Below are 13879 nucleotides of genomic sequence, written 5' to 3'. Positions count from 1 at the left end.
AATTTGGACTTTCCCATCTCAAATTGATTGGAATTTATATTCACAGAAGTTGCTCAAAACCTTGTCATGATAGGATTATACTACCTGGAATTAGAACACCTCATCCCAGAACTACGGTGGTTCCGTTAGTCACCATTCGGCCAAGGTGGGCTGTGGAACGGGTTGACTCCAGCGGAAGAACGGAGTGACGAGACCCCGCAGAGAGCTTGCGAATGAGGAGGCTCGGCGCTTCGTCCGCAGGAAAGCAACCCGTTCCACAGCCCGCCTATCTGCACAAAAGCAACGGAACCATACGCACTTTATCTCGAAACCAAGTCTTCAAGATAAGGGGGCTTTTATGGAAGAGTGAGTGATACAAGATTCTTGAAAACATTTTTATGGTAATAAACATATATTAAATACAAAAACTAGTCGATTTATAACCATTTTGTTATGATGTGAGTATTCAATTCGCTAAAGTGAAAAACCGTTACTGAACAAAGGAGAATGAATATGGGAGAACTTTGGTTTGGTGGAAAGATCTACACCATGGAGAAGCCGAATGAGCAAGTAGAAGCTGTTCTTACACAAGATGGAATTATTTTAGCGGCGGGAAAAGAAGAAGAAATACGAGATGCTTATTCTTCTACAATTGCCACTGAGCATAACCTCAAAGGAAATGTTCTTTATCCAGGTTTTGTAGACAGCCATTTACATATTATTGGACATGGTGAAAAGTTAATGAGATTAGACCTCTCACAAATGACATCTGTTAGTGAAATGAAACAAGCACTAAAAAACTATGCATCTAACCTTCCGGAAGGGGAATGGTTAATTGGAGAAGGATGGAACGAAAATTTATGGGATGATCCTGAGGTTCCACATAAACATGAGTTAGATGCTATATCCACAAAACACCCAATCATGTTAACTCGTGTTTGTCGCCATGCATTACTTGCCAATTCACACGCCATTGAACTTGCAGGGGTAACAGAGCAAAGCGTGGATCCACAGGGCGGTAAGATCGTACGTGATGATCATGATTATATGACAGGCTACTTCCTCGATACAGCACAAGAACTTATTAAAGAGGCAATGCCTGAGTTTAAGCAAGGATATCTTGAGAGAGCAATCCGTTTATCTGTACAAGATTTATGGAAAAACGGGATTGTTGGTGGTCATACGGAGGATATGAATTACTATGGTGGCTTCTTTAAAACACACCAGGCTTACTTAAATACGATTAATGGTGACCAATTAAAGTTTCGGGTACACTTGTTAGTTCATCATGGTGTAGTAGATGAAATGATTGATTTAGGTCACAGTTATAAAACAGGCACAGAATTTGTGGAATTTGGAGCTATGAAAATATTTGCGGATGGGGCAATTGGTGGGCGTACAGCGTGGCTTTCCGAGGATTATACAGATGATAAGGGTAATCAAGGGATGCCAATACATGAAGATGAAAACTTAATACAACTAGTAAAACGAGCCCGACAATACAATCTCCCTATAGCTGTTCATACAATAGGTGATCAAGCAGTTGAGGCTGTCTTGGAAGCTATACAGGAACATCCACCAACCAGTCCTGACTTACGTGATCGTATTATTCATGCTCAATTTTTACGAGAAGATTTAATTGAAGAGCTACAAAAGGTAAACGCAATTATTGATATTCAGCCTACTTTTGTATCATCTGATTTCCCTTGGGTAATTGAACGAATTGGTGAAGAACGTTTACCGTACGCCTATGCCTGGAAAACATTATTGGATAAAGGTATTCCATGTGCTGGAGGATCTGATGCTCCTATAGAAGAAATCAATCCCCTTATGGGCATACGAGCAGCCGTTTTGCGAAAGGCAGATTCAGATGGAAAAGTGTATGGAGAAGATCAGCAACTTTCCATGTTTGAAGCGGTATCTTTATATACAACGGGTAGTGCGTATGCTATTGGTGAGGAAGATAAACGTGGTAAAGTTGAAGCAGGTTACTTAGCTGACTTCACAGTTTTAGACAAAGATTTATTTGCTATTACTCCGGAAGAAATCGCTTCTGCTAATGTGGTTCAGACAGTTGTGAGTGGAGACATTGTTTATAAAAACTAATAAAAAAGCTTTTGCTAAGGGATATCCCAGAGCAAAAGCTTTTTTGCATTCATTATTGGTCGTCACTTGCCCTTTCTTATAAATAAAGAAAGTATAAGTTATAGCTCTTCGATGTCTAGCTCCAGCGCCCAGCAACGAAGGGACTTCCCTCGCCTCCGTATGATAAGTCAACATCGATTCACCAAGGTTCATCGTGTTTCCTTTACACGTTTGCGTTATGAAATTTTAACAAAGAAGGAACTCGACGTAGTTAAAATTTCTAGGTGAAAGTACCACAGCAACTAAGCTTCTGTCTGCGCCTGTGGCTTGCCAATCAGCAAGTTTTGTTAATCGTACTACGGGCTCAGTCCAGTCCCTTCGTTGCTAAACGGGCGCTTGCGCCTTTCCTATAAAAACGTACGTTTCACACGTTCCCAATAAGAATTATCCTTTAATTTAATCGTCTTAATAACTTTATCGCTTAACCTGATATCAAGGTTGTGGATGTTTCGAATCGGTAAGGCTTCGTTGTCCATTCCGATGATTGGATAGTCATTCCCATCTTGTACGAGCTTTAATGATAACTTTCTATCACCACTCAGAATAAAGGAAGATCCAAGTGTGCGATAACGATTATTATTGAGAGAGGCTAATTCAGAAACTTGAAAACAAGGAAGCTTAGGATCAACCACGGCTCCTTTAGTTGATTTATTGTACCCTGTTGAACCAGTAGGAGTCGCAACAATTAAGCCATCACCTTGGAATGTTTCAAAATGAATATCATCAATATACACATCTAGCACGATTGTTTTGATAATCGTTGATCGCATGCTCATTTCATTTAAGCAATAAAATGAGGAATCACCATTTACATCAGCTTCAATAATCGGAAAACGCCTAACTTCTAACTCTTCATACATCATGGAGTGCACCATTTCATCGAATTGATCTAGGTTGAAATCACAGTATAAGCCTGCTTCTTCACCAGAACGAGTGATACCTGTATATAAGCAATCTTGTCGAAAGCCTGTTTTTCTTACGGCTTGTAGGAACATTCCGTCCCCACCTACACTCACAATGATATTAGCTTCTTGGTGATCTTCCACAATGTTGAAACCGTTTTCTTCTGCGAGATTAAAAAGGGGTTTCAGTTTTTGTTCTAGTTCCTCGTCCTTCTTGTAGAAAAAATATAAATTGCTACCTTTTGCCATGTTGGACACTCCCTTCACTTTCTTAATAAATCATAACAAAAATAACATCTATGTTTCATGTTTAAAATGTCTATACTAAGCAGAAAATGGATAACAAGGAGGACGTATATGTGGTGGATCGCACTATTATTATTTCTAATCGTTAATATTATTGTGGTTATTTTCAGTAGATTGTTTTTTACCCTTTCCTATATTCATAAATCTGATGGGGACTTTTTAAGCATTGAACTCCGCTTTTGGAGATGGGTTCGTTTAAAAAAAGAAATCCCAATGGTTGCGGTTGATAAAGAAGATATGACAGTGAAAACAAAACAGAAAGAAGAATATGGGCAAGATAAGAAAGAGGAAGAAGAGAAAGATTATTCCCCAGAAGATATCAAAAAGCAACTTGAGAGCATGAGGGACTTCTTGGATCGAGTCGTAGGCTTTCATCGCATTCTTCGTCGATTTTTATCCAAAGTACATGTTCACACATTGCTATGGGATACACAAGTAGGTACATCAGAAGCGAGTACAACAGGAATGCTTTGTGGCGGGATATGGACCTTAAAAGGCAGTATTCTAGGCTTTATTTCTAGCTATATGCAATTGAAAACAGCACCGGAATTATATGTAACTCCCTACTTCCAACAAAAACATTCTCAAACACGTATAAAGTGTATGATTTCATTTCGCTTTGGACAAGCTATACTCGCAGTGTTTTTGATTGTACGGCATACACAAGGTCGTGTCCCTAAATTTAGAAAGAAAACTGCTTAAACCGAAGAAGGAGGATTTACGATGTCTGAACATCCAATTCAAGGTCTAATGACAACTGCATTGGAAAGCTTAAAAGATATGATTGATGTAAATACCATCATAGGAGATCCTATTGAAACACCAGATGGTAGCACTCTAATACTAACTGTCTCCAAAGTAGGATTTGGTTTTGCTGCTGGTGGAAGTCAGTTCAAAATGGGCAAATCTTCAGATAGACATCAATCAGATAAAGGTCAAAATGATGGTAATGGTTCTCAAGGCCAAGGGCAAAGCGAACTTCCATTTGGCGGAGGTAGCGGTGGAGGAGTTTCGATTACTCCGATTGCTTTCTTAATTGTCAATAAAACTTCAGGTGTTAAAATGATTCACCTTGATGAAAATACACACTTATATGAGCGCATGCTAGACCTTGCACCGCAAACCGTACAAAAAATTCAAGAAGTACTTAGTAAAGGTTCGAAAAAAGATGGTTCTTCATCAAGTGGGAATCAACAGCAACAATCCCAACAACAAAACGGGAAGCAAGATAACCAGAATTTTTCCTGGTAGGTTATCGTTAGACATCTAAGAAAACTGCCTTCATAATACATAGTAGGCAGTTTTCTTTTTGAGAGAAAACTGAAATTTATACTATCGTTATGATATACGAGGAGGATACAAAATCATGGCAAATGTTACGTTTAAAAACAACCCAGTCACCCTAGTTGGAGACGAAGTGAAGGTTGGGGAAAAAGCCCCTAATTTTACCGTGTTAGCGAATGACTTATCAGAGGTTTCGTTAAAAGATTATGAAGGTCAAGTAAAATTGATCAGTGTAATTCCTTCAATCGACACAGGGGTATGTGATGCACAAACCCGTCGTTTCAACGAAGAAGCAGCAAAACTTGATAATGTAACAGTGCTAACGATTAGCATGGATCTTCCTTTTGCACAAAAACGCTGGTGTGGAGCAAACGGTATTGAAAATGTTGATACACTTTCTGATCACCGTGATGCATACTTTGGTGAGGCGTTCGGCGTACTTATAAAAGAAATGCGTCTACTAACTCGCTCCGTGTTCGTTGTAAATAGTGACGATGAGGTTGTTTATGCAGAATATGTACCAGAAGCAACTGATCATCCTGATTACGACGCAGCCATTAAAGCAGCAAAAGAAGCAAAATAACTAGAACCCGGCTGACGTGGCCGGGTTTTCTCATGTAAAATAAGTAAGGTTATGAATATATGCAGCAAGCAATCTTGCTTTTCTTAAAGAAGTGGAGGAGAAATCGTGGAACAATCAAATGTAGAGCAACTCTATACATGGTTAGATGAAACAGTGGAGTTAATTGGACAAGAAGTAGATCTTTCCTATTTAGAGCTTTTACCATTGGCTGGGGAAACCCTTTTTGAACAACAGTTAACCCGAGAGTATAACGATGAAATAAAAACTAAAATAAAAGATAAACTATCTCAAATATCCGTAGAGGATTATAAAAAAGAAGAGATTCGTAAAGCTATGCAGCTTGCGATTCTTAAAGGGATGAAAGGAACAACCCAACAACAGCATCATATTACACCGGATTCTGTAGCGATATTCATGGGCTATCTGGTGCAAAAGCTTACAAATTCAGATCAAAAGACATTGCGGTTATTTGATCCAGCTTGTGGTACGGCAAACTTATTGACTGCTGTCGTTAATCAGATGGAGCAAAGTGTGGAAGCCTATGGGAGTGAAGTCGATCAAACCCTCATACAATTGGCGCTTATGAATGCAAACTTGCAGAAAACTGAAATTGAATTTTTCCATCAGGACAGCCTGAGCCCATTTTTATTAGAACCTGTTGATATGGCTATTGCCGATTTACCAGTAGGGTATTATCCGAATGATGTACAAGCAAATGAGTACAAATTAAAAGCTGATGAAGGCCATTCTTATTCCCATCACTTATTTATTGAGCAAAGCTTAAATTATGTAAAAGAGGCTGGATATGCTTTATTCTTAATTCCAAACTTCTTATTTGAAAGTGATCAGTCTGAAAAACTACATGCATATCTACATGAACATGTACACATTGTAGGAGTATTACAACTTCCTGAATCGATGTTTAAGAATGAAAAGTTTGGAAAGAGCATCTTTATTGTACAGAAAAAAGGACAACACACAAAGACCCCATCACAAGCTTTAATCGCTCAACTTCCATCCTTTCAAAATGCCGAAGCAATGAACGATATGGTGGGCCAAATCAACGAATGGTTTAAGAAGGAACATCTGTCCTAATTTTGAGAAAATAAAGATTTCACCGGGAAAGCGTTACCAATTTCATAAGTGTCTTGAAATGCGTGATGACGGGTGGTTAAATGGGAAATGGTAATCATGAACCTAGGTTATTAAGGGGATGAAAATATTGAATAAAATTTTAGCCATTAATGCTGGTAGCTCTTCACTGAAATTTCAGCTGATTGAAATGCCAGAGGAAAAAGTTATTACAAAAGGCCTTGTTGAACGTATTGGCCTTCCTGATTCCGTATTTACGATTGAAGTAAACGGTGAGAAAAATGAAACCGTAACGGATCTACCTGAACATGGTACAGCTGTTCAAATGTTAGTTGAAAAGCTTACTGGTTTAGGTATTATAGACTCACTTGATGAAATTGAAGGAATTGGACACCGTGTGGTACATGGTGGCGAGCGTTTCGCAGACTCTGCAATTGTTACTGAAGAGGTTCTTAAAGAAATTGAAGAAGTTTCTGAGCTTGCACCTCTACACAACCCAGCGAATCTGACTGGAATTCGCGCATTCCAAAAGGTACTACCTAACGTTCCAGCTGTCGTTGTGTTCGATACAGCGTTCCACCAATCAATGCCAGAGCAGTCCTTCTTATACAGTCTTCCATATGAATACTATGAAGAATATGGCATTCGTAAGTATGGTTTCCATGGAACGTCTCACAAGTATGTATCCCAACGTGCTTCTGAGTTATTAAACCGCCCAGAAGAGCAGCTTCGCATTCTTTCCTGCCACCTAGGAAACGGCGCGAGTATTGCTGCAATTGAAGGCGGTAAATCTGTTGATACATCCATGGGCTTTACACCACTTGCTGGTGTAACAATGGGAACTCGTTCAGGTAACATTGACCCTGCACTTATCCCTTATATTATGCAGAAGACTGGAAAATCAGCAGAAGAAGTACTTCACGTTCTTAACAAAGAAAGTGGAATGCTTGCTCTATCTGGTTTCTCTAGTGACCTACGTGACATTGAAGATCGAGCTAAAGAAGGCGATGAGCGTGCAGAGCTTGCTCTTGAAGTATTTGCAGCCCGTATTCACAAATATATCGGTTCTTATGCTGCTCGTATGCACGGTGTAGATGCTATCGTGTTTACAGCGGGTGTAGGTGAAAATAGTACAACAATCCGTGAACGCGTTCTTCAAGGACTTGAGTTCATGGGCGTTTATTGGGATCCATCTCTTAACCAAGTACGCGGTAAGGAAGCTTTCGTAAGCTATCCTCACTCCCCAGTTAAGGTAATGGTCATTCCAACAAACGAAGAAGTCATGATCGCTCGTGACACAGTTCGTTTAATTGAAGAGAATAAGTAAGTCGAAAAAGCTGCTGACTAAAAGTCAGCAGCTTTTTTGTACATGTAAACAAGTTATAGCCAAATATACATAATAACAAGAAGGTTATCCTTCGCTTTTTTTTATCGATCACGCTACAATAATGGAACAAGGTACTCTTAGGAGGTGTAAGATGAGTAAAGAAAAAGTATTACACGACATCCAACATTGGGAGAGGCAATGGAAGGATTATCGAGCGAATGACTTTGAGATGATGTATGATCAATGGATGAATAAATCATTTCAGGATATGTCGAATCGTACTAAGAAGAAATTTTTTCATCAGATTGATCAGTGGCTCTTTCATACGCATGCTTACATCCAAGGGACGGCTTTTCAAAATGAGGCAAGAGAGCGTATTTTAACAAGTGGGCGCATTTTTCAATCAGATATTGATCATATAGAAGATATGAAAAACCTTACGATTGATCAACTTACATATTTAGCGCATCAACAAGTAGCAAAAGGAAAACTATACTCATTTGCACAAGGTGGTCTAACGGGAACAGGAGGGCTACTTCTATTAGGAATTGATTTTCCAGCTATGATGATCCTGAATGTTCGAGCCGTTCAATTGATTGGACTTACATTTGGCTATGAAGTGAATCACCCATACGAAATGATGTTATCCTTAAAAATCTTTCACGCTGCAACACTTCCAAAACGTCTTCAAAAAGAGGCGTGGGATGATCTAAAACGTGAATTGGAACATCACACTTCTCCTTTTATCTATGAAGGAGAAGAAGAGCTGACAGATGAAACGTGGCTTGAGCAACCTATGAAGCATAGTATGAAGTCGTTATTTATTCTGATGTTCCGGAAGAAATTAATTCAAGGGTTACCACTCGTATCCATGGCTATTGGGGCAACGTTAAATTATCAACTCACTCGTCAGGTTACTGATTTTGCATTGCGTTTTTATCAGTATCGATATTTAGTAGAGCAAGGAGAACTTGATTAGTATGTCAGTTACAGATCATAAGAAAGATCACCATACATCGGTTCGATGTATGGTGATTACAGTAAGTGATACGAGAAATGAAGAAACGGACAAAAGTGGTCGACTTATCAAAGATTATTTGAAAGAAGAAGGCCATAAAGTAACTCGTTACGTAATTGTTAAAGATGAACATCATGCGATAAAAGAAGCGGTTATAAGTGGTTTAGAGGATCCACGTGTTGATGCAGTGCTAACGAATGGTGGCACCGGTATCGCTTACCGTGATGTGACTATAGAGACGGTTTATCCACTGCTGGATAAGGAAATGACAGGTTTTGGAGAACTGTTCCGAATGCTTAGCTACACGGAAGATATTGGATCAGCGGCTATTTTATCAAGAGCCATCGCTGGTGTGAGTCAACACACAGCCATATTTTCAACTCCAGGATCTAGTGGCGCAGTTAAGCTAGCTATGGAAAAGTTAATAATGCCAGAGTTAAGGCATGTAGTGAAAGAAGTAAAAAAAGACATTTAAAAGCTGTTACCTATATTAAGGTAACAGCTTTTTTACACGTTAAGAAAGTATAAAATTTTAGCAATGGAGAAGTTCGACGTAGTGAAAGCTTTGAAAGTATGAAGTATAAGCTAAGGCTAAGCCTCTGTCTGCGCCTTAAAAGGCTTGCCAATCGGCAAGTTTTCTTTACATGGTTCTATTGGTCTGTCTCAGGTCGAACAACCAGTACATCACAGCTAGCATAACGAGTGATGTGCTCAGAAACACTTCCTATGAAGAAGCGCTCGACTGCATTTAGACCAGTAGCCCCACAAATAATAAGATCGGCATCATACTTGGGTGCTATTTCTTTGGCGATTTTAATCTTAGGAGATCCGTATTCAATGTCAATTTGTACTGATGTAAGCCCAGCATCTCTTGCCTGCTGTTCGCATTTCTGTAATAACTCAGATGCATATTCATCCGCTCGGTCAGCTAATGTTCTGTCATACGCTTCTACAGTGGCAAAAGCGCGTGTATCAACTACATGAGAAAGATATAAATTCGCATCATTACGTTTCGCAATATCAATTGCTTTTTGAAAGGCGTGCTCAGAAGCTTCAGAACCATCCATAGCAACTACAATTCGCTTGTACTCAAATGGCATTCGGATCTCTCCTTTCTTTTCCTAATTATAACACGTGTGGATAAGGAATTGGCAAAAGGTTCAAGAGAGAATTTGAACATTCTGAGGCACACTAAATAGCGGGAGGTGTTTGTGGTGGACAAGAAGAATAAATTAGGTCTGCAGTATGATCCAGATGGCGATAAAGAAACCAATCGTATGCTCTCTGAGAGTTATCAGAGTGGTGTCATTGATAATGACATTGAGGGGCGTAAGGTTCGAGAACATCCTAAACGTAGAGGATAGAAAAGCGCAGGTGCCCTTCTTTGCTGGGGGCTGGAGCAAGACAGAAAAAATACCATCTTCAGCCTTACACGAGCTGAAGATGGTATTTCTGTTCAATTAGATTTTTTTGCTAATAAGTAATAAAGAATACCAATTGCGAAAAATGTAATAAAGCCGGGTGAATAAGAATCTGGGATCATGAAGTAAATAATACTTCCACCAAGAACTGTAAGCAATGGCATTCGGTATAACGATCCTTTTTCCTGTAACGTTAACAGGGATTCTTCTGATAACCGTCTCTTCTTGATAAAGATAAAGTCTACAACGATAACAGCAGAAATAGGAATAATTAAGCCACCTAAAGCAGACACAAATTTCTCAGCATGAGTTACAAGAGTAGGAACTGAACTCAATATAACGCCTGAGACTCCAAAGATGACAGCACTTTGTATCCTGGAGAGGCCGGAAAACGTGTTTAAAAGGCTATAGCCACCTGTGTATGCATTACTTAAGTTTATAGATAGCATCGATATAATCGCTGTTAGGGTGATGATTGTAAGAAATAGTGGTGAATCAGTAATTGAGCTAGAGGAAACATAAGGGTTACTGTCTTGGTATAAATAAGCAGAGGCACATCCAAGGATGGCCGTTATAAAGAATCCAAATGTGTTCCCTAGAAATAAACCCACAGCACCTTGTTTAGGTGTTTTAGCATAACGTGTCATATCAGCTGAAGCACTAACACCAGATACATATTGAACAAAAGCAAGACTTGCAAAGAAAATCATCATCCCGATGCTTCCGTGTGATTCATTAACCGGGAGCGTAAATAGTGAACGACTTGCTTCATTTGTAGTAAAGTATAGATATAACATGGTGCCTTCTCCTAACAAGAGGAGAGGGAGAAAGTACGTTGTCGCTCGCTTAACAGCTTCGAATCCAATGATGGCTAATACCACCATTAAAATGGATAACGGAACTGAAAATATTAAAAACGGATATTCCTTCCCGGTTAGGCGAACGAGTAACTGTTGAAGAACATAAGTGCCGCCTATTGTTTGCACACTAAACCAGTAAAGTGATGTAATACTACGTATGGGGGAAGAAAGATACCTGGCACCTTTTACACCCAACATTGTTCGAATGGCATATTGGGCTGGGATGCCGTAAACAGAACCTGGGTAAGACAGTAATGATACAAAAACAAATCCGAAAATTGCTCCTAAGCTAGTAGCAATGACTGCAGCAAGAAAAGATAAATTTCCTTTTAATACCGCTAGTGCAGGTATTAAAAAATTTCCAGCATTAGCTGATATCGCAATTTGAATAAACATATATCGAAACCAAGGAGTGTTTTGTTGAGACTGTGGAACAGCTTCTAAACCAATTGTTTCAACAACTGTTGATTTTATTGCAGTATCGGGAGCTCCCATTTATTTCACATCCTCTCAGCAAACCATATTGTACATAAAGACAAAGCATATTGTAAATGACAAAGGAGGTCGTTGCATGAGACATGCCATTATAACAGCAGGAACCAAAGGATTAGGACGTAAGGTAACAGAGGAAATGCTCAAAGCAGGATATTCTGTCACTGTTACGTACCGACAAGATCAACAAAAAGCAGAAGAAATCTTTCAGCAACTCCCTTCTTATTCAGATCGCATTCAGTGTGTTCAAGCTGATGTGACCTTGGTAGATGATTTAACGAAGCTAGTCAATAAGACTATGGAACAGTTTGGTCGAATTGATGTTTTAATTAATAATGCTGGTCCTTATATTTTTGAAAGGAAAAAACTTATAGATTATACCTCTGAAGAGTGGAATCGGATGATAAATGGAAATCTTGATGCTGTATTTCATTTGTTAAAGCTCGTTGTTCCTATTATGCGAGCACAAAAGTTTGGAAGAATTATTAATTATGGTTTCCAAGGATCTAATAGTGCACCAGGCTGGATGTATCGTTCGGCCTTTGCAGCTGCGAAGACAGGATTAGTTTCTTTAACAAAAACGATCGCATATGAAGAAGCTGAATATGGAATCACATCAAATATGATTTGCCCAGGTAAAATTGTTGGGGACATGAAGGAAGCAGATATTGCAGATAGTCGTCCTTATAAAGACGAGCAAACTCCAATTGGACGCTCAGGTACTGGGGGAGACATAGCACGTTCCATTTTATTTTTATGTGGCGATGATGCCGATATGGTAACAGGTACCGTGATGGAAGTAACAGGCGGCATGGATGTCATTCATAAATATCGTTACAAGACACCTTGAGGAATCAGGTGTCTTGTTTTTTTATTTCACTATGAATTTTTTAACGAGATTTGTTACAATGAAAGGGCTTACAAGAGAGCAGATAGAAAAGTTTCATTTTGGATCTTCCTTTATAGATCTATGGAGTGATATAGTTAGTAAGGATAGCAACATGAATGTCTAGAGATATTGATGTGGAGGGTGGTTATTATGAGAATAGGGGTACCTAAAGAGATTAAAAACAATGAAAACCGTGTAGCTATGACACCAGCTGGCGTTATGACACTTTTGAGTGCAGGGCATGAAGTATTCGTAGAAAGAGATGCTGGAGAAGGATCAGGCTTTACGAACGAAGAATATACTGAAGCTGGTGCAACACTTGTTGATACCGCTAAAGAAGCATGGAATCAAGAAATGGTTATGAAAGTAAAAGAACCATTACCAGAAGAATATGATTATTTCCATGAAGGTCTCATTTTATTTACTTACTTACACTTAGCTGCAGAGCCGGAATTAACAAAGGCTCTAATCGATAATAAAGTCGTAGGAATTGCTTACGAAACAGTTCAAACAGCAAGAGGTACACTTCCATTGCTTACACCAATGAGTGAAGTGGCAGGTCGTATGGCATCTCAAATCGGGGCTCAGTTCCTTGAGAAGTCTCGTGGAGGAATGGGAATCTTGTTAGGTGGTATTCCTGGTGTACGCCGCGGAAAGGTTACTGTAATTGGTGGGGGTGTTGTCGGAACAAACGCTGCTAAAATTGCAATGGGGCTAGGAGCGGACGTAACCATTGTAGACTTAAACCCAGAGCGCATGCGTGAATTAGATGACATCTTTGGTTCTAAAATTAATACAATTATGTCCAACCCGTTAAATATCGCACAGGAACTTAAAGATTCTGACTTAGTTATTGGAGCAGTTCTTATTCCTGGAGCTAAAGCACCAAAACTAGTTACGGATGAAATGGTTCAAGAAATGATGGACGGATCCGTCATTGTAGATGTGGCGATTGACCAGGGTGGAATTTTTGAAACAACGGATCGAATCACAACACATGACAATCCAACTTATGAGAAACACGGAGTCCTACACTATGCTGTAGCCAATATGCCTGGTGCTGTTCCAAGAACATCTACGATCGGTCTTACAAACGTTACAGTTCCTTATGCGCTCAAACTTGCTAAAAAAGGCTATAAGAAAGCGTGTCAGGATGATGAAGCATTATTAAAAGGGATTAACACATTAAATGGTTATGTAACATACGAAGCAGTAGCAGAAGCACATGGACTAGAGTATTGTGATGCACATTCTTTATTAAATAATGATTAATTAATATTGGACAGGCTATAATTTTATAGTCTGTCTTTTTTAATTTAATTTGCTTCTTCCATATAAGCCCACTATTGTTGAAGACTTGGATTCGAGATAAAGTGCGTATGGTTCCGTTGCTTTTGTGCAGATCGGCGGGCTGTGGGGGGGGTTGGTTTCCTGCGGACGAAGCGCCGAGCCTCCTCATTCGCAAGCTCCCTGCGGGGTCTCGTCACTCCGTTCTTCCGCTGGAGTCAACCCGTTCCACAGCCCACCTTGGCCGAATGGTGACTAACGGAACCACCGTAGTTCTGGGATGAGGTGTTCTAA

At 39.5% G+C, this 13879-nt stretch carries 14 protein-coding genes; 11 read left to right on the top strand and 3 right to left on the bottom strand.

Going from position 1 to position 13879, the window contains the following annotated elements:
- The first annotated feature begins 492 nt into the window (after positions 1-492).
- The gene (locus H514_RS0114540; protein WP_027447621.1) at positions 493-2085 is read left to right on the top strand and encodes an amidohydrolase; all 1593 of its coding nucleotides are present in this window, start codon (positions 493-495) and stop codon (positions 2083-2085) included.
- Positions 2086-2471: 386 nt separating this feature from the next.
- On the opposite strand, the gene H514_RS0114535 is transcribed toward H514_RS0114540, so the two are convergent.
- Positions 2472-3275 carry an NAD kinase gene (locus tag H514_RS0114535; protein ID WP_027447620.1) on the bottom strand — a complete coding sequence of 268 codons (804 nt, stop codon included), beginning with the start codon at positions 3273-3275 and terminating at the stop codon, positions 2472-2474.
- A gap of 108 nt (positions 3276-3383) precedes the next feature.
- Between H514_RS0114535 and H514_RS0114530 the strand changes: the two genes are divergently transcribed.
- From H514_RS0114530 to H514_RS0114500, 7 genes are all read left to right on the top strand, one after another.
- Positions 3384-4034: a DUF2953 domain-containing protein gene (locus H514_RS0114530; RefSeq protein WP_027447619.1), complete on the top strand. Its 651-nt coding sequence runs from the start codon at positions 3384-3386 to the stop codon at positions 4032-4034.
- A 21-nt stretch (positions 4035-4055) separates the two neighbouring features.
- Positions 4056-4583, top strand: coding sequence for a GerW family sporulation protein (gene ytfJ, locus H514_RS0114525; protein WP_027447618.1), 528 nt, complete (start codon positions 4056-4058; stop codon positions 4581-4583).
- Between the two features lie 115 nt (positions 4584-4698).
- Positions 4699-5199, top strand: coding sequence for a thiol peroxidase (gene tpx / locus H514_RS0114520; protein WP_027447617.1), 501 nt, complete (start codon positions 4699-4701; stop codon positions 5197-5199).
- Positions 5200-5304: 105 nt separating this feature from the next.
- Entirely contained in the window at positions 5305-6294 is a 990-nt protein-coding gene (locus tag H514_RS0114515; protein WP_027447616.1) for a class I SAM-dependent methyltransferase, read from the top strand.
- A gap of 127 nt (positions 6295-6421) precedes the next feature.
- Positions 6422-7618 (top strand): acetate kinase, encoded by a 1197-nt coding sequence (locus H514_RS0114510; protein WP_027447615.1) that lies wholly within the window; start codon positions 6422-6424, stop codon positions 7616-7618.
- A gap of 151 nt (positions 7619-7769) precedes the next feature.
- Complete coding sequence (locus H514_RS0114505; protein WP_027447614.1) at positions 7770-8597, top strand: EcsC family protein; 828 nt, start codon at positions 7770-7772, stop codon at positions 8595-8597.
- A gap of 1 nt (position 8598) precedes the next feature.
- Positions 8599-9111: a MogA/MoaB family molybdenum cofactor biosynthesis protein gene (locus H514_RS0114500; RefSeq protein WP_027447613.1), complete on the top strand. Its 513-nt coding sequence runs from the start codon at positions 8599-8601 to the stop codon at positions 9109-9111.
- Positions 9112-9286: 175 nt separating this feature from the next.
- On the opposite strand, the gene H514_RS0114495 is transcribed toward H514_RS0114500, so the two are convergent.
- Positions 9287-9736, bottom strand: coding sequence for a universal stress protein (locus H514_RS0114495; protein WP_027447612.1), 450 nt, complete (start codon positions 9734-9736; stop codon positions 9287-9289).
- A 114-nt stretch (positions 9737-9850) separates the two neighbouring features.
- On the opposite strand from H514_RS0114495, the gene H514_RS24720 reads away from it, so the two are divergent.
- On the top strand, positions 9851-10000 hold the full coding sequence (locus H514_RS24720; protein WP_154657389.1) for a hypothetical protein: 150 nt from the start codon (positions 9851-9853) through the stop codon (positions 9998-10000).
- Between the two features lie 92 nt (positions 10001-10092).
- Here H514_RS24720 and H514_RS0114485 read toward each other — a convergent pair whose 3' ends face one another.
- The gene (locus tag H514_RS0114485) at positions 10093-11412 is read right to left on the bottom strand and encodes a purine-cytosine permease family protein (protein WP_027447611.1); all 1320 of its coding nucleotides are present in this window, start codon (positions 11410-11412) and stop codon (positions 10093-10095) included.
- Positions 11413-11488: 76 nt separating this feature from the next.
- Between H514_RS0114485 and H514_RS0114480 the strand changes: the two genes are divergently transcribed.
- Positions 11489-12259 carry an SDR family oxidoreductase gene (locus tag H514_RS0114480; protein WP_027447610.1) on the top strand — a complete coding sequence of 257 codons (771 nt, stop codon included), beginning with the start codon at positions 11489-11491 and terminating at the stop codon, positions 12257-12259.
- A 189-nt stretch (positions 12260-12448) separates the two neighbouring features.
- Positions 12449-13570, top strand: coding sequence for an alanine dehydrogenase (ald, locus tag H514_RS0114475; protein ID WP_027447609.1), 1122 nt, complete (start codon positions 12449-12451; stop codon positions 13568-13570).
- The last annotated feature ends 309 nt before the right edge of the window (positions 13571-13879 follow it).

It is taken from the genome of Pontibacillus marinus BH030004 = DSM 16465, assembly GCF_000425225.1.
GTDB lineage: Bacteria > Bacillota > Bacilli > Bacillales > BH030062 > Pontibacillus > Pontibacillus marinus.
This window is presented reverse-complemented; position numbering and strand designations above follow the sequence as displayed.